Here is a 17349-nt window from a genome sequence, read left to right as displayed (position 1 = left end):
AGAGCGAGTCGTGGCAATCGGCTTCGTCGGTGGAGAAATCTTGCCTAGTCGAATCCAGACGCAGTCGTCGGCAAGGTCCGCAGTCGGGAGGCGTGTAATGCGTGGGCGATGTCTGTTGACCGGTTGAGCCGCGCTGATATAGACCGGGCGCGGGCGCGTTTACTGAAAATGCACTTCGAGAGCGGCGTCGGCCACATCGGCGGAAACCTCTCCGCGCTAGACGCACTCCTCGTTCTCATGCATGAATGTGTTCGCGGGCCCGACATGTTCGTGCTTTCAAAAGGTCATGCCGCAGGGGCACTCTACATCGCCCTGTGGAGCATCGGCCGCGTGAGCGAGGAAGACCTCCATACATTCCACGGCGAGAACACACGCTTTCCCGGCCACCCTCCGGCGGCCACCATTCCGGAGATTCGCTTTGCTACGGGCAGCCTTGGGCACGGCCTTTCCCTCGCGGCCGGATCGGCGCTCGGCTTTCGCCTAAAGGGCATCGATGCTCGTTCGTTCTGCCTGACCTCGGACGGAGAATGGCAAGAGGGATCAACATGGGAAGGCCTGATTTTTGCGAGCCATCACCGCCTCGGGAACCTGACGATTTTAATAGATCACAATCAACTGCAAGGTTTTGGTACCACCGCTGAAGTCGCTTCGATGTCTCCGTTATGGGAAAAACTGCGCGGTTTCGACGTTGATATCGATATTGTGGACGGACACGATCATGCGGCCCTGCGCAGCGCAATAGCCAAACGGTCCGATCGCCCACACTGCATAATTCTCGCGACAACGAAGGGCCACGGCGTGAGCTTTATGGAAGGCCGAATGGAGTGGCATTACCTACCGTTAACCCGCGAGCTCTATGATATGGCTCTAGGCGAGATTGGACGCATGTGAGAAAGGCCTTCTGTGACGCTCTCGTGGCGCGGGCGGCGGATCCGCGGATGGTCTTCTTTACGGGAGACCTAGGCTTTATGGCGCTCGAACCGTTGAAATCGGCTTTGGGTGAGCGCTTCATAAACGCGGGAGTCTCGGAACAAAACATGGTTTCGGTAGCCGCTGCGCTTGCTGCCCAAGATTTCGACGTGTGGGCCTACAGCATCGCGCCCTTTTGTTATGCGCGCCCCTTCGAACAAATCCGCAACGACCTAGCATTTCACGATCTTCCGGTTAAGCTCGTTGGAAATGGGGGCGGATATGCTTATGGTGTTATGGGCCCGACCCACCATGCGATCGAGGACTATGGCGTCCTCCTCACCTTGCAGAACATTGCCGTGTTCGTGCCCGCCTTCGACGAAGATGTGGCGACGGTCGTCGCCATGGCCGCGCAGGTCCGTTCCCCCGCGTACCTCCGTTTAGGCCGAGGTGAGGCGCCCGCGAGTTTCGCTGTGCCTGATTATGCGCCGTGGCGGCAACTTGTTGCCGGAGATGGGATGGCTGTCGTTGTGCTGGGCCCGCTCGTGGGTACCTACCTCGAACCGATCATGGCTCTGCCGCAGGCTCGACGGCCGAACCTCTGGGCACTAACGGAGCTTCCGCTGGAACGCCATGCTTTGCCGCCGGCCTTGCTTGACGCGATTGCGAATGGGCCTGGGCTCTGCGTGATTGAAGAACATGTTCGCCAGGGCGGGTTAGCGAGCCAGCTTGCGACCGATTTAATGGAACGCGGGCTCTTCCCTAAGCGCTTCACGAGCTTGCATGCGCGTTCGCATCGCTACGAGCGTTACGGGTCGCAGCAATATCTACGGAAGGCTTCGGGACTCGACCCGGAGTCGGTCCTTGAGGCGATCGCCCTATGATCGATCTCGAGCGCTATATTCGGGCCTTACGCGGCCCGATTCTGGTCACCGGCGGGTCGGGATTCATCGGTGCGAATCTTTTCAAAACCATAGCCGCTCACCGCAAAGACGTTTTCGCGGTAGAACAGCGCGCCAAAAGCTGGCGACTTGCGGACGTGAATGACGAGCATGTATTCACCGTTGACCTGACCGACAAAGCGGCAACCAAGAATCTCGTCGAAAGCACCGGCGTACAAACGGTGTTCGACTGCGTAGCCTACGGAGCTTACTCTTTCGAACAAGACGTCGATAAAATCTATCGCACCAATTTTTCCGCGCTCGTCAATATTACCGAAATGCTGGCTCGTGTGCCATTCGCGGCCTATGTGCACGCCGGTACGTCGTCCGAATACGGTACTAACTGCACCGCACCGCCGGAGTCAGGACCGTTCGAACCGAACAGCTACTACGCGGTTTCTAAGTTAGCGGCGGCAAACCACTTGCATTTCCTGGGAAAGCAAAAAGCCTTCCCATGCCTAAATTTGCGACTCTATTCGGTATACGGGCCCCTCGAAGACACTTCGCGTCTGATCCCTCAACTGCTTCGATCTGCGCTGAAGGGGCAATACCCGACGTTGGTTGACGCGCGTGTCTCACGCGATTTTATACACGTTGACGATGTGTGTAGAGCCTTCATCGTTGCAGCTGCGAAAATGAACCCCGCATTCTACGGCGAGAGCCTTAATATTGGAACCGGCAGATGCGTGACCGTCGGTGAATTGGCTCTGCTTGCGAAGGATGTGTTTGGCCTCCCCGGAGAGCCTGAATTCGGCTCGATGCCGAATCGCGCTTGGGATCTCGCACATTGGTATGCCGATGCCGGGAAAGCGCAGCGCATGCTCGATTGGACGGCGTCCATTTCGCTTGAAGACGGATTGAAAAAGACCGCCTCTTGGGTCGCAGGGCTCGACGATCGGCAGTTTAAGGTCGTTACGGATAAGTCAGCCCAGAAACGCAAACGCAGCGTCAGCGCCATAGTCGCATGTTACAAGGACGAGCGTGCAATTCCATTAATGCACGAGCGGCTCACCACAACATTTCGTAAGCTTGGAATCGACTACGAAATCATCTTCGTTGACGATTCAAGCCCGGACGGGGACGCTGCGGCGATCCGCGAAATCACGGCTCGCGATCCGCGCGTGGTGGGCATCTCTCACTCCCGGAACTTTGGCTCGCAAATGGCGTTTCGCAGCGGTATGGAGCTATCCACTAAGGATGCCGTGGTGCTGTTAGACGGCGATCTCCAGGACCCACCCGAACTCATCGAGGCCTTTTACGAACGCTGGGAGCAGGGATCGGATGTCGTCTTCGGGCGCCGCGTAAAGCGCGATATGCCTTTCGCGTGGGAGCTGCTTTATAAAGCCTTCTACCGTGTATTTTCCGCATTTAGTTATGTTCCGATTCCGCTTGATGCCGGCGACTTCTCGCTGATGGATCGTCGCGTCGTTGGCTGGCTCCTTGCCTGCACGGAACGCGATCTGTTCGTGCGAGGATTGCGAGCATACGTGGGCTTCAAACAAACCGGCATCGACTACGTCCGCCCGGAGCGCGCTTTTGGGCGATCAACGAACAATATATTGAGGAATATCGAATGGGCGAAGCGGGGCATTTTTTCCTTTAGCAACACGCCGCTCGCGATGCTCACGACCCTTGGTGTGGCCGCACTCGGCATATCGATGCTGATCGCCGTCATCGAGGCACTATTGCGCATCTTCGTGCCCGGTATTGCCCCTAAGGGAATCACGACCGTCTTGATCGCAATTCTCCTCTTCGGGTCGTTCAATCTCTTTGCCGTGGGTGTGGTGGGTGAGTACGTCGCAAAAATCATGACGGAAGTCAAAGGGCGTCCTCGACTAATTCGATCTGGACTGATACGCGATGGCGAAGTCACCGACCTTTTGCCCGACGGTCGCGTTCGCTGACGATGCTGGCCAACGACGAACATGTCAAGAGGGCTTGTGCGGCTGCAGCAGCGTAGGTTCGCCTCGTGCGACTAATTAAAAAAAGGCCGGCGCTCTGGATCTACTTTGTCCCAGCTAGCATTTTGCTTCCACTCTGTGCGGCTCTGATTGCGTTAAAGATCATTCATATCGACGCTTTGCGTGGGGACTCGGCGATCTATTTCCAAACGGCGCGAAACATCGCCGCGCACGGGACGCCGACGAGCAGTCTATTTACGCATGTGTTGTTCTTCGTCCAAAGTCATCTTCCCAAGATGACGGCGTCAGCGATCGCCGCGAGTCCCCTGTTAACGCCCCCAGGCGGCAATGAGAATATTCTTAGGCTGCACTCCTATTTCGTTTTATTCCCAATCGGGCTATTCGCAAAAATAATACCTGTAGAGTGGCTGCTTCCGATCGTCTTCGCGCTTTCATTTGTCGGGCTCGTATACCTAGCTGTTGTGATGTTATTAAGGCGGTCGATTCCGGCCTGGGGCGCGGCCATATTTGGGCTGATGGTGATGACTCATCCCGCATGGGGCGAGAGCATTCTGTTCGGGCAATTCTATCCGGATCGGATTTTCGTCCTGTCCGGGTTTGTTTTTATGGCTTTGGCGTCGCGGGAACGTGCGCCGCGGTGGGCGTTTATTGCCGTCGGGCTTCTCTGCGCTTCGATCAACGAGCGTGGAGCCCTCACCGCTGGGGGGGCGCTGCTGCTGTATACATTACTGTATTGGCGGACGGTCCCCGATCGAACCTTTAAGCTTGTTACATCGGTAGCGCTCGTTGTCTTCGGCGAACTGATGCTCAAGGTTGTGGTAGTAAACAGCGCTTACAGTACGTTTTTACCTACTAGCCTTCACGCGTTATTGAAGGAGCTGCAGCAACCACATTTTGTCAATGGGATCCTCGTGCTGCTCTTGGTAAATGCAGCGCTGTTTGCGATTGCTTTCTTTGAATGGCGCGCCGCGCTCGTTGCCTTGGTGGTTATGCTGCCAAATGTATTTGGGAACATTGGTGGCGCGGAGAAGACCGGATGGAGTACGCACTACCACTCCTTTTACTTTCCAATCCTCGTGTGGGCCGCCCTACTGGGTTTCGTGCGAGCTTACCACCTGGCTTGCGAGCGTAGGGTAAAATGGCTATTCTACTGTGGGGCGGTTGCTGCATTACTGCTTATAGGCTCCATCGTGCCCTTCGCGGGTGTTCCGGAGATCGCGCTTACGCAGCTCGCGCAAACCTTTGTTCCAACAGTCATCGAGCAAGTTCAAACGTTTGTGAGTCCACGTGGAGTTGCGCTATATCGCCTGGGGCAAGAGGTTGCGGCCGCCGTTCCGGAGGGAGCGTCGGTTACAACGCCGGAGGCGGGAATGCCATTCTTGTATCACGAGCGGAGCGTGTACTTCTTCCCAATGAATATCGACACTGCGGATTACGCCGTGCTTGCCGTTTGGCCGAATGGCAATGGCTACACGTACGGCGGGGCGGTGAGTTTTCTTGGTGCCGCTGAGCTGAGTCGCGTCAACAACGTTATCCTCAAGCGAATGCGCAAGGATGGGTATGATTTAAATCACCCACACGTCATTCCGGGCCTAGGGATAGCGATTGTGAAGCGCAAGAAGCGCTGACGAGGCGACTACTTTCCGAACACGCCAATGTGTATAGTCGTGGGGATCAGTAGTAGACCATCACGTGTTTCCGACCCAAGAATGCGCAGGCGGGCTCCGCCAATGTCCCGATAGCCCTGCGGCGATCGCACATGCTCGCCCCGGTCCTTCGTGGCGACGTATCGTGCAAGGCGCGACTGTTTCGGAGTAAAGCACGGATCGAGCGTTATAACACGGCCAGTGGGAGAAAGGCCTTTGCAAATATCGGCAAAGAGGTTATCGGCCGTGGCATCGTCGCAATGGTGAACAACGCCGAGAAGGAGCACAAGATCGTACGGGGCGAGCGTTTGTGCTGCGAAACTGTCAAAATAACCACATGTGAATTGTGCGCGGTTTCCGAATCGCCGCCGCGCAGATGCCACGTATCCCGCGTTAGGTTCGAAGCCGAAGTACTCGACTTTTGGAAGGTATCTTACAGCGAGACCTGGCCCACAGCCGATGTCCAGAACTCTTTCCCCCGTGACAACATTTGCGTGATGCGTGATGCAGTAGCGGCGCGGCTTCTCAGCGCCCAGGAGCCATTGCGTTAGGTTGTATACGGTAGGGTTTTCGAGAAGAGCGGTGGCTTTCACGCAGCACCCTTATGCGGGCGAGCCCCCACTTTCCCCCGCTCACGAGGAATGTTGGTCCCTCCGATGCCCCCGAACCACGGAGCCGAATGGCCCAAACCTCGATATGTGTATAGCATGCGGGGTAGCATCTTTAGTAGCGCTGTCCGCCTTCATAAACCCGGAAAGATTACGGTGCTAGCGCCGGAAAGCCGTTGAGAGGATCGGCAGCGGGACATGCCAACGATATTATGGTGCTTGCTGCCGCCGTATTCCTGATCATCCAAAATCTCATTGCCCCTGCCCCAGCGGGCGCATCCTCAACGCCTGGGCCGGGCACTACGTGGCGACCTGTCCTGGCGACGCTAGGTGATTCAATCACGTTCGGCGTCGGCGCGTCGGATGCCAAGAAGACGTCGTATGCAGCTATCTTCGCCGCGGACCTTGGTGCCAACTGGACCAATCTCGGCATCTCCGGCGAAACCTCATCCCGGAGCCCAACTCCTTTTTTCCTGGGCACTCTGCCAGCGGCGCCCCATATCCGAAAATGGACGGCATACTCGCAGACGAGGTGTCGCGCGTTCCTGTAGATTCAAATATCGTCACAATATACATTGGCACGAACGATATCTGGATGTCGACAGTTGAATTTGCGGCCCAATTTATCGGATATTACAAGCATGCCAGCGCTTTTCTCCGAAGTGCGCAGAACGTTTGCTTCAGATATGACTGCGCTGGTCGCCGCCGTTCGAGCGCGGGCACCTGATGCGCGTATCGTTATCGCGACGAATATTAATTCGGCCGACAAGGGCGGGTTGGAAAACCTAAATTGTGCGCCATACAGCGTTTATCGTCAGGGCCGCACGCGTCTCATAAATGGGATGAACGCTGCAGTTGAAGCTCAGGGTGCCACGGTCGTCGATCTTAACTGTGATTCCAGATTATACGACGTCAAAAACTACTTGACTCCTGTCGACCTTCATCCAAATGACAAAGGGCACGCGATCATCGCCGCCGATTTTCTTGCAGCGATTCAACATCCTGTGCCGCCCGCTCCGTGTAAATACGATTCAGTGCTCCGGTGAACCGCGAGCGGCTCCGGCAGCGCTACCAAGCCCGGCGGCGACGCCGATCCCTGATCCGCGCGTAACCCGGGGCATCACAGCGCGGCTTCGGTCCGTAGCGCGTCGCGCCGCCGATCCTACCGGCGGCCCCGTGCTGCCGCGGCGATAGATGAGGCGTGGGAAGGACTAAACCAAAATACTCGACAAGCCACGTAAGCTGTTGGCGGCTTCTTAGAGCCCCAGATCATCGGCCGTCGAGGGCGCCTTGTACGCAATATCACAGGTTCTCGTTGGACTTCTGGTCGCGCATGTTGCGTGGCTCTTCTTTTTCGTGACCGGACTGAGCGTCGAACCGCGCAACGCCGCCGCTCCGACCAGCGCTGGCCGTGCGATGCTTCGAATCGTTATTGCAACCGCAGCCGGCTTCGCGATCTGTGGTTTTGAAGGCTTCGTTCTAGGGATGGTCGGCCTACTAACCGTTCCCGGGCTGGCCATAATGGTGGCGGCAAACCTCGTTACCGTTAGCCTCGTACATCGTAACAGCGTCCTCGAGCGCTCGTTTTGGATCGCGCGCGGAAATACTATCCGGATCGCGTTCAACGCGCCGGCGCTGCTGTTATACGCCGTCATGTTGGTGCTTTGCACGCAAGCCGCGCTCCCGGACATCAGCTCCGATGGCGTTCGTATCCATCTAGCTTATCCGTACGAGTGGTTTCGGGCAGGTCGTATTTATGCCGATTATCGCTTCCGGTTTCCGTACTACGCATTTAACTATGAGCTATTGTACGCCTGGATGTTTGTCGCGCGCCTCGGCCGGTATGTCGCATTCCTGAACTGGCTCGCCGGAACGATCGTATGCCTGGGCATATTTGCGCTGATCGCTAGTATTGACGAAGCGGCGCAGAGAGCCGGAACGGCGCTACGCCAGGGAGCCGCGAACGTCGTCTATATCGCGCTTCCTCTGAGCGTCGTGCTGAGCGCGGTCTTCTTGCGTTGGACCGGAACGGCGATGGAAGACACCGCTACCGGGATGTTCTTCTTAGCAGCTATCGGAGCCGCGATCACGGCGATACTTACGGATGAGCCGAGGTACGTGCTCGCGGCGATACTCTGCACGTCGTTCCTCGCCGGAATGAAGCCATCGTTCTTTGTGTTCGTTCCAGCAGCGGTCGTTCTCATGCTCGTCGGATTGAAAGGCCGGGTCCCGAAGCGTCGTTTGCTGGGCTTGATCGTGCTCCTTTGCGCCCTGTCCTCGCCGTGGTACGTGAGGAATCTGATTCAAGACGGAGACCCGGTTCCACCGGTATTTAATCTCATGTTGCGAGGTAAGGATCCATCGTTCACCAAGGCCGAATGGGCGGGGATAACGGCAGACCTCCACACCGACCATTCAGCGGCTGCGGTAGCGTCCTATCCGCTGCGCGTGTTATCCGATCCACTGTCGAAGGATTTCCGCGAATATGGCGTTACCGCCGTCTTCCTTTCGCTGTACGCCATCGCTGCGGGATGGTTGTTTTTCATCCTTAGGTCGTCGAGATCGAGAGAGGAGTGGGCGATCGAGGGGCTTCTGACATGGACGCTGCTGGGCGTTGCATATCTCTTTGCTTCGTCGACGCTCGCGCGCTATTCGCTGCTGTTCTATCCTGCAATGGCTGCCGCCGCCGGTTCGCTGCTGCTGTACTTCGCACCGCGCATACGCTTCGGCCTAATCGTCATCCCCTTTTTCGCCGTGGCGACGATCATCCCATCTGCATCGGCCGACACCTTCTATCTCAACTACGACGTTGCCAATTACATGAATCTAAGCGCGTTCATGCCCAGTGATAATGCTTTGCTCGATAGAGATCTTGCGGGATATTCGGAGGCCGAGGGAATCTTCAACGCGCCGGCCTTGAAACTGCCTGCCTACAACACCGTGCTGCTCGTGCAAGCGGAGATAAACTACTACGTCGAGCTCCACGGCGCCCACGCCTTCGGCGATTGGTTCGGGCCGGGGAGTTATCGTCTTTTAGCAGCTGCCATCGATAGAGACGGGGCAATGGAATATATGGATGCCAACAAGATTGGCGCGGTTGTCGTAGGCGTTGATAGCGGCGTACTTGCGCCCACCGAAATCACATTTTTGCGTCGCCAGTTGCTGCAAGGAGGCTTCATGGAGGCGCCTACATCCGACGCGCATTTCATCGCGTTCGAACGGAAGCTTTAATAGAAAAATAGGCGCTGAAGGATGACGCCCAGGGATCGTGTGTCTTTCATGCCTGCGGGATCGATATTGTGTGGGACGAAAGCCGGTTGGGTTCGCAACTGAAAGGTTATCGGGCCTACGACGCCGCGGAGTTTCGCCGGCAGCTCGATGGTAGCGCTGTTCATCCCTCCGTGAAAGCAGCAGGCGCGGCGCGCCGGCTGGCCATTGAAGACGACCGTTAGGGCTATCCCGTGGGCTTTGAACCATCCGGTGCTTGCCGCGTCCGAATCGGGAAGATAGAACACGAGCACTAGATTTCCCGCTGGTAGATGCTTTGTTGCGGTAAGGGTAGCGAGCGGTGCCGTTAGGCAGCACGTGAGGTCGCTTGAGCGCCCGACATACAGGCCGCGGTACAAAGCCCCCGGCTTCGTACCGGCCGGGACGACGACTCCGCCTGGGGCCACGGGAGTCACGACGACGTGCTGCGGCTTGGCCGTGCAGGAGGTTATGCCGAGAGACAACGTCACTGCGAGGACGAAACAGATCGATTTATAGCGCATTACTATCTCGGGGATGAGATTGCCGACCCGCGAGTCCCGTCCCTCGTCGAGCGGGCGAGATTGTCATGTAGCCAGAATGCTCGCCGAATGTCGCGCGATTCTGTCTCTCCCCGCCTTGAAGCTCGACTCCTCGGGCGCTACCTCCTTGGGGGGGAGCCGCACGAACGAATACTGGAAGTGTACGTTCGAGCCGAGGCATACCTGGAGGAACTCGACGACTCCTCATCTCGGCTCCTGAGTCTTGCGTTGCGCCACCCCTGGCTCTTAAGCGCGATCGACGGCCGCCTTGCGATGGTTCGTTCAGATTCGCCGCTGCGAGCACGTATTTTGGCGATGTCGGCAATTTTGGAAACGTCTCCCGAATACTATGCCGACTTCGCGCCGCGTGCCGGCCTGCGATCGGGCCTGGCTGCGTTTGGGGCTGGGGCGAGATTGGTAGCAAGCGCCGCGCTAGGCACCCTTGTCCTCCGCCACTTCGTATGAGCGTTACCGACTGCATCGTCGTCGGATCGGGTGCGACCGGATCGATTGCCGCGCACTCGCTGATCTCTTCCGGTTTGAGCGTTCTTATGCTCGACGGCGGCCAGCGCGACGATACATATCAGGGTCTGATCCCGGAGCAGTCGTTCGTTGAGTTGCGCCGTTCCGACCGGGAGCAGCGCGACTACTTTCTCGGACGAGAGTTCGAGAGCCTCAGAACCCACGCTGGCGAGAGCTACGCGCATCTAACTCCTCCGCGGCGGTCGATCATCGCCGAGGTCGGCCGATTTTTACCGACGCGGTCGGATACTTTTGCGCCCGTTGAGAGCCTTGCATTAGGAGGGTTGGGCAGCGGTTGGGGGCTCGGGTGCAATGTCTTCTCCGAGGCCGAGTTACAACGAGCGTCTCTACCCATTGCGGAGATGCGCCAAGCATACCAAAACATCTCCGACCTGATCGGAATCTCGGGCTCTGCCGACGATGCCGCATCCTACACGCATGGAGGACTCGAGCGCATTCAGCCATCGATTCCGGCCGATCCAACCATCGAGGCGCTGCTTGCGCGGTACAGCCGCCGAAAGCCGCAAATACACGCCGGCGGGTTTCGCTTAGGCCGTCCTGCCTTGGCGCTCTTGACCGAAAAGAAGGACGGGCGTTGCGCAACGACGCTGCGGGACATGGATTTCTATTCGGACGCAGAGCGGGCGGCTTGGCGCCCGTGGATCCTGGTCGAAGAACTCATGCGAGACCGGCGCTTCACATACGAAGGAAACGTTCTCGTTACACGCTTTACCGAGCGCGATGGATTCATCGAGGTTTCCACACTCGACATCCGCGGCCTCGGGGAGCGTACGCACCGCTGTAGGCGCTTGGTCCTAGCCGCCGGTGTGTTCGGCTCCGCGAGAATCGTGCTCCGCTCGCGCGATGACGCGGACACGAAGCTGCCACTGCTGTGCAATCCCTACACGTATATGCCGTGCGTCGTCCCGAGCCGTGTAGGTAGGCCTATGCTGGACCGCAACACCGGGCTCGCACAGCTCGTCCTCCTGCACGACCCGGATTCGGACCACGGTGATATCGCCCAGGCGTCGTTGTATACCTATCGCTCGCTGTTACTGTTCAGATTGCTGCGCGAACTCCCAATCAATGCACGCGACGCGCGACAATTATTGCAGTTTGCGGTCTCGGGGTTGTTAATTGCGGGCATCCACCACCCGCAGGGCTATTCAAATACGACGTATCTTAGGCGTGAACCGGATGCAGTTTCACCCACCGGCGATCGGCTAGCGATCATTTCGGAGACGACCGCGCACGAAACGGAACGTATCGAGATACGGGAGCGACTCTTTATGCGCGCGCTCCGGCAACTCGGCGCCTACCCCGTCAAGCGAGTCCACCCGCCAAACGGTGCCAGCATCCACTATGCGGGGACGCTTCCGTTCGCAGATACCGGCGCGCCCTATACGCTTTCGCCGTCCGGGCGGTTGAGCACATTCCAAAACGTCTATGTGGCAGACGGATCGGGGTTTACGTTTCTTCCGGCGAAAGGTCTGACGCTTTCATTGATGGCGAATGCGTATCGGGTCGCGAAAGCGGTAGCGGCGGAGGCGCGCGCGTGAAGGGCGATCGCCGGACCATACTGTTGACCGGTGCGAGCGGGTTTATCGGCGTGGCGCTCGCGCGTGCCATGCTGGCGCGCGGTTGGCGCGTGGTCGGCGTCGGTCGAGCTAACGCGCCGATCGACGACCCGGCCTTCGAATGGCGCCGGCTCGACCTGGCCGCTGACGATCTTCCCGCCGACCTATTTACGAATGTCGACGTGCTTATTCACGGGGCGCTGCTTCGCCCCGGCGCCGCTGCGGGAGCCTTCACGAGCAACCTGCGGGCGGCGGCGAACCTCCTCGACGCGGCTATCGGTAACGGCGTAGCCGAGGCGTTGTTCATATCCAGCATGGCCGCAGACGGAGATGCGCTCTCGCAGTACGGGCAGCAAAAATATGCGATCGAACGCATGTTTCTAGAGCGGGGTTTTTTTTGTGTTCGTCCCGGCCTGGTTATCGGCAACGGCGGACTTTTTCACGCACTCGCCGCATATCTCGCAAAACACGCATACGTTCCGCTGATCGACGGCGGCCGACAATCGGTCGAAACCATCTATATTGACGACTGTGTCGAGATTCTCGTTGACGCGCTGCAAAAGCCACTGCCGAACGGCGTGTATGCCGTCGCCGCGGAGCAGCCGATAGCCTATCGTCGATTATGTTTTTTATTAGCCCGACATCTTGGCGTAAAGCCGATATTTATACCCGTCCCGTTTTTCATAGCAAACCTGGGCCTTTCGGTCGCGCAGATGCTGCACGTTCCGTTACCGATCGATCGCGATAACCTCCTAGGTTTGCGCGGCATGAAACCTACGCCGATCGAGCGGCTCACGTCCCCGCACGGACGCCCCCTCGACGCCGAGCAGAGCATCGTCGCGACCCTGGCGAGCCGCACTACATGAAATACGAAGTGGTGTTATCGGCTCTATATGGGGCGTACGAGCGCCGGCTGCCCGAAGGCGTGCGAATGAAGTTCGCGCCGTTCGTGAATTCGCCGCACAGCCTAGGATTGTTCCTTAATTATATATGGATCGGGATTGTAGGCGAAGCCATATTGTTTGCGGCATTTTGGCTGCTGTTGGCAGTGCGTATGGAGCGGCTGCTCGCGCTGGCCATAAGCTATACGGTCGCGGTCTCCGCGCAGTTTGTGTTCAATAAATACTGCAATTTCCGATCCTTCGACCGAACGATCGTGCAGCAGGCCGGAACATATGTCATTATAACCGGTGTGGTCTACCTCGTTTCGGTGGCGGTCATAGAGGTAAGCGTCCGGCTCTTCCATCTCACTCCGATCCTAGGCTTACTCCTGACCGTTCCGATCTGTTTACCGATCGGCTACCTAGGGAATCGTTATCTCACATTTGGCCCCGGGATTCTTCTCCGAAGTCTGGAACGGTTCGAGCGAATGAAGCAAAAACGCCGCGGCCGAACGGGGAAGAACAACTAACAATGCTGCGCTTTCTTCGCGGCAAGCTCCAGGGTGTTAATCCTGCGTATATCGTCTTTCTCGAGTGCGAATCCATTGCTATGTGGCTGGTAGGAGGGCTCCCGGGCACCATCGGGTTTGCCTTCCGGTATGCGGCGTTCAAAGTGTTTTTCAAAGAGCTTAGCGGCTTTTGCTGGGTCCAACCAAGGGTGACCATCGTGCACGGGGATCGTCTCAGAGTGGGATCGCACTTTGGCTGCAACTCCGGATCGTACATCAATGCCATCGGCGGCATAACGATGGGCGATTACGTCCTTGTGGGATCGAACGTTACGATTTCTTCGGGAATGCATCCCATTGAAGGCCGGGAGCCGCCGGTCTTTGCGCGACAGTCCCTCCCCAAGGCGATCGCGATTGAAGACGACGTGTGGATCGGAGCCGGTGCGGTGATTATGCCCGGGGTGACGCTGCGAAAAGGTACGGTGATCGGAGCGAACGCCGTAGTAACGAAAGATACCGAGGAGTACTCCGTAAACGCCGGTATTCCAGCGCGGAAGATCCGCTCGCGTATCGATGCCCTATAAGTTTCACGCGCCTGACCAAGGAAGGGCCCAGTGCGCCGAGGCGGAAGCGCCATTGAAAATAGTTCACGCTACGATCGCAGCGCAAAGGTATGTACCGGGCCGCCTATGCCGCGCCGGGGCGCCGGGCGTGGGCGCTCGTGGTTCGCAAGGAATGAGGTACGACGCTTATGAGTGAGAATGAATCCGGTTCGGCCGAAGCTGGTCCTTGGTACCGTTCTCAATATTGGCTGCTCTTGCTGCCGGTGATCCTCTTCGGTTTGTGGATGTGGCATAGTCTAGCTGGGCCCCCTACACCGGTTGCCGAAACGCCGTCCGTCAGCGTACCTCAGAAGGCGGTGGTGCTTAGGAGCGCCGGGCCCAATCTCCTCGCCAACCCGTCGTTCAGACTGCACGGAAATGAGTGGACCGCCTATCATAACTACCAACCGATGAACATTACTTTTTCAAATCAAAATGGCGGTGAGGCGGCGATTTCGTTAAATGGCGTCAGCAATGGCGTGCAAGAGCTCTATCAGTTCGTTCATAGCAATAGAATTGAGGCCCTTGAAGTTAGTGGAATCATTCAGATATCTGGTTCCCCGCTACCGCCAACAGCCAGCGTTAATATCATGATGATCGATTCCGCGAACAAGTCGCAGGCCGTCTTTGGTGTGACATCGGCTAATGGCATCGGCGCATTTCACTTCGCGGTTGCATATAATCCGCCGGCACCTCTGAAGCAGTTCGTCATCGCCGTGGTGACTGGGCAGGCCACGAACAAGACCACGATCGTCACTATTCGCAATCCAAAGGTTGCGAAGCTGGTGGGAGGCGCGCCGTAGCCGGATCGGTCCGTAAACAATAAAACCTTGGCACATTCATGTTGACGGAGGCCGAGCCGGTGGGCTTCCGTAGCGCGGATGTACTGGGCTTGGAGAGCGCTTGGTCACATGATCCAGAAGCTCCAAATTGAGCACCGGCGCAAGGCGCCGCCGTTATGCGTGCCGATCGCGCTCGTGTACGATCGTGTCGACGCGGCCTATTAGTCTGGGTAGGGCTTTGAGGTCGAAGTGCTCGGCATCTCGGAAGAGTGATTGATCGCGCAGCCCGTCGCTTGTTGAAAGTAGATCCCAGATCGGGATGAAACCAATGCCTTCCGTCGCGCAGAACCGCTTATAGATGCGCTCGAGCGTGAGCCGCGTGGCATAGCGCATCCGCACAGGCTTCCAATGCTCTCGCATCTCGAGGCTCGGGGGCGGCATGCCCAGCACGTACAAGCGAGAAAATCCGGCATCGCGCAGCGCGCGTAGCCCGGTGAAGAGCGGCTCAATTCGGGCTTCGATACGTGCCCGCACCTCGCCGTACCCTAGTTGCGTAGGCGCTTGGTATGCGGGCAACGCATCGAACAACGCCGGCGGATCCTCTACCTCGAACGAAAAATCGGGATACAGTTCTTGCTCGATATCCCAAGAGTCCACGCCACCACACGAAATGACCGTTGATGGCATCGTCTCGCTAGGGCGAAAGTACAGCTCTTCGGTTGCATCGTTGAAGATGCGTAAGGTAAGCGGTGTGAAGAGATCGGTCAGGTTGTCGCGGGCACGCACGGTACACTTGAGATCCCAAAAGACGCGCGTCATATGTTCGTCGAAGCGTCCATCGTAAAAAAAGGTCGACGCGCGAAAGTACGGGCGCCATCGTGCTTGCGTAATGATGCGCCGATCGGGCTTCAGTGGATCCACGAAGAGCCTGCCGCCGAGTAGCCGCAGCTGGCTGTCGCCGATGAAGTTGATCGTCTCGGGTGCCGGATCGGCCAGGACGAAGTCGCCCGTTCGTTCACTCATTGTCACCAATTCGTGTCGAAGGCGATGAGGCGTGTAGTGAATTCCGCGAAGGTCCAGCTATTCCCATACCAGCGATAGCGCGTGTCTTCGTCCACGAACCGCAGCCCTAGCCGTTCGATGACCAGCGGATGAATCGGTAATTGTTGCTCGCCCTGGCCCGGATAAAGGGCGTAGGCGGCATCGAGTTCGGTGAGCACGGTTTCGTCGAGTTCGCCGATAATTTCACGGCTCGCTGCAAGCAGCCGTTGCAACAATATCGCGAGTAGACCGGTCGCAAGATGCCCGTGCGTCCAGAACTGATAACGATCGCAAAGATGATCGAATACAGCATCCTCCATCATTACGTCGCAGGCTGCATCGCGAGCCGCGATCGTCGCACGATCGCGATCGATCAAGCGCTCGAGGTCGGGCATTGCCGCGCGCGAGCGCTCGATGTAGCGCTTGTAAGATTCCTCAGAAGGTAGCCCGAGTTCGGCAACCGCGGATGCTACCCAGTCGCTCTGAGGATAGCGTCCCCACGGATATGCTGCCTCCGCGCGATTGCGCCGGTCTTTGATGCGAAACGGCCATAATGCATTCATCGCAACTGCGGGAAAACGAAGAACCCGGCAGCCGGCGGGGACGGCGCGCAAAACCGCGTCGCGCGGTTCTAGGACCGCGCGCTGATCGTACTGTTCCCACAGGAGCACGGCTCGTCCGACATCCGCCGGCATTTCGAAGGCCGCATCGCGCGTACCGTTGGGCGCCGCGATCGTGGCAATCTGAAAATCGAAGCGTCGCGTGAGCGAGGGCACCTGACGCAGTAAAAAACATAAAAACTGCGCCTGGCAACTTCCGTAGATAACAACGCAGGGGCGATTATCCGCCATTAGGGGTCCGCTATGCCTCGCGAATGCAGGAGCTCCCGGATACTGTGAACCGATCGCAAGCGCGTCATTTCATCGCTATCGATCGCGATCCCGTATTCGCGCTCCAGCATGAACGCCAGTTCGATTTCGCGCTGGGAGTCCCACGTCGCGAGCGTCTCAAAGTTCGATTCCTCATCGATCTCCGAGGGATCAATTCCCATCTCGCCGGCGAGCAACAACAGTAATCTTCCCAACATGCATTGGCGAGCTTCTTACTCCCTGGCGTGCGCCCTGCCGGCACCCATGGCTAGGCTGAGGTCGCCCGTACGGAGGGGATGAGCCCATGCGGCTTAGTGCGCGTTTTTTACGCGGAAGTATTTCACCATGATTTCGCGCGCGATCGGGGCGGCCACTTCGGAGCCGTAGCCGCCGCTGCGATCGACGAAGACGGCGATCGCGATTTTCGGATGCTTCGTGGGCGCCCAGGCAATGAACCACGTCGTGTTCGCGCCGCTGCCGCCCACGCCGGTTTCGGCGGTGCCGGTTTTACCCGAGTACGGCAATCCCGGTATCGCTTCACCGTACGCCGTGCCGCCCGGATCCGTCACTTTCGCCATGCCTAGGCGCACGTAACGCAGCGCTACTTGCGTTGCGGGCACGTGGCGAATGATCTGCGGGTCGATCGTTTTGATGATCTTGCCGTCGGGGCTGCGAATCTCGTGCACGATCTCCGGTTTGTAGAGCGTGCCGCCGTTGATGACCGTCGATGCGACGTTCACCATCTGCAACGG

General features: G+C 57.9%; 16 protein-coding genes. 11 read left to right on the top strand and 5 right to left on the bottom strand.

Annotated features, from left to right (window positions below; genetic code table 11):
* The first annotated feature begins 108 nt into the window (after window positions 1-108).
* The 6 genes from VMW12_11690 to VMW12_11665 all read left to right on the top strand — a co-directional run bounded on the left by VMW12_11690 (window position 109) and on the right by VMW12_11665 (window position 9257).
* Complete coding sequence (locus VMW12_11690) at window positions 109-891, top strand: transketolase (protein ID HUZ50376.1); 783 nt, start codon at window positions 109-111, stop codon at window positions 889-891.
* Complete coding sequence (locus VMW12_11685) at window positions 888-1793, top strand: transketolase (GenBank protein HUZ50375.1); 906 nt, start codon at window positions 888-890, stop codon at window positions 1791-1793. The genes VMW12_11690 and VMW12_11685 overlap by 4 nt, the downstream gene beginning before the upstream one ends.
* Entirely contained in the window at window positions 1790-3754 is a 1965-nt protein-coding gene (locus VMW12_11680) for an NAD-dependent epimerase/dehydratase family protein (GenBank protein HUZ50374.1), read from the top strand. The genes VMW12_11685 and VMW12_11680 overlap by 4 nt, the downstream gene beginning before the upstream one ends.
* Window positions 3755-3819: 65 nt before the next feature.
* A complete protein-coding gene (locus VMW12_11675; protein ID HUZ50373.1) occupies window positions 3820-5400 on the top strand; it encodes a hypothetical protein in 1581 nt (526 codons plus the stop codon).
* A gap of 1267 nt (window positions 5401-6667) precedes the next feature.
* Window positions 6668-7072, top strand: coding sequence for an SGNH/GDSL hydrolase family protein (locus VMW12_11670; GenBank protein ID HUZ50372.1), 405 nt, complete (start codon window positions 6668-6670; stop codon window positions 7070-7072).
* Between the two features lie 310 nt (window positions 7073-7382).
* Window positions 7383-9257: a hypothetical protein gene (locus VMW12_11665; GenBank protein HUZ50371.1), complete on the top strand. Its 1875-nt coding sequence runs from the start codon at window positions 7383-7385 to the stop codon at window positions 9255-9257.
* Here the strand turns inward: VMW12_11665 and VMW12_11660 are convergent.
* Window positions 9254-9547 carry a hypothetical protein gene (locus VMW12_11660; GenBank protein ID HUZ50370.1) on the bottom strand — a complete coding sequence of 98 codons (294 nt, stop codon included), beginning with the start codon at window positions 9545-9547 and terminating at the stop codon, window positions 9254-9256. The genes VMW12_11665 and VMW12_11660 overlap by 4 nt on opposite strands.
* 728 nt (window positions 9548-10275) lie before the next feature.
* Between VMW12_11660 and VMW12_11655 the strand changes: the two genes are divergently transcribed.
* The 5 genes from VMW12_11655 to VMW12_11635 all read left to right on the top strand — a co-directional run bounded on the left by VMW12_11655 (window position 10276) and on the right by VMW12_11635 (window position 14708).
* On the top strand, window positions 10276-11895 hold the full coding sequence (locus VMW12_11655) for a hypothetical protein (GenBank protein HUZ50369.1): 1620 nt from the start codon (window positions 10276-10278) through the stop codon (window positions 11893-11895).
* Entirely contained in the window at window positions 11892-12779 is an 888-nt protein-coding gene (locus VMW12_11650; GenBank protein HUZ50368.1) for an NAD(P)-dependent oxidoreductase, read from the top strand. Before VMW12_11655 ends, VMW12_11650 begins: the two co-directional genes overlap by 4 nt.
* The gene (locus VMW12_11645; protein HUZ50367.1) at window positions 12776-13324 is read left to right on the top strand and encodes a GtrA family protein; all 549 of its coding nucleotides are present in this window, start codon (window positions 12776-12778) and stop codon (window positions 13322-13324) included. Before VMW12_11650 ends, VMW12_11645 begins: the two co-directional genes overlap by 4 nt.
* Before the next feature lie 2 nt (window positions 13325-13326).
* Window positions 13327-13887, top strand: coding sequence for a DapH/DapD/GlmU-related protein (locus tag VMW12_11640; protein ID HUZ50366.1), 561 nt, complete (start codon window positions 13327-13329; stop codon window positions 13885-13887).
* 167 nt (window positions 13888-14054) lie between these two features.
* Window positions 14055-14708: a hypothetical protein gene (locus tag VMW12_11635; protein ID HUZ50365.1), complete on the top strand. Its 654-nt coding sequence runs from the start codon at window positions 14055-14057 to the stop codon at window positions 14706-14708.
* 153 nt (window positions 14709-14861) lie between these two features.
* On the opposite strand, the gene VMW12_11630 is transcribed toward VMW12_11635, so the two are convergent.
* The 4 genes from VMW12_11630 to VMW12_11615 form a co-directional block, all read right to left on the bottom strand.
* Window positions 14862-15710 carry an SGNH/GDSL hydrolase family protein gene (locus tag VMW12_11630; GenBank protein ID HUZ50364.1) on the bottom strand — a complete coding sequence of 283 codons (849 nt, stop codon included), beginning with the start codon at window positions 15708-15710 and terminating at the stop codon, window positions 14862-14864.
* 2 nt (window positions 15711-15712) lie between these two features.
* Window positions 15713-16579, bottom strand: coding sequence for a WcbI family polysaccharide biosynthesis putative acetyltransferase (locus tag VMW12_11625; protein ID HUZ50363.1), 867 nt, complete (start codon window positions 16577-16579; stop codon window positions 15713-15715).
* Complete coding sequence (locus VMW12_11620) at window positions 16579-16815, bottom strand: acyl carrier protein (GenBank protein HUZ50362.1); 237 nt, start codon at window positions 16813-16815, stop codon at window positions 16579-16581. Before VMW12_11620 ends, VMW12_11625 begins: the two co-directional genes overlap by 1 nt.
* A 93-nt stretch (window positions 16816-16908) precedes the next feature.
* Window positions 16909-17349: penicillin-binding transpeptidase domain-containing protein (locus VMW12_11615; GenBank protein HUZ50361.1), on the bottom strand; the 441-nt coding region annotated here is incomplete at its 5' end.

It is taken from the genome of Candidatus Dormiibacterota bacterium (assembly GCA_035532835.1).
Classification (GTDB): domain Bacteria; phylum Vulcanimicrobiota; class Vulcanimicrobiia; order Vulcanimicrobiales; family Vulcanimicrobiaceae; genus DAHUXY01.
Note: the sequence above shows the minus strand (reverse complement) of the source record. Positions and strands in the feature narration are given on the sequence as shown.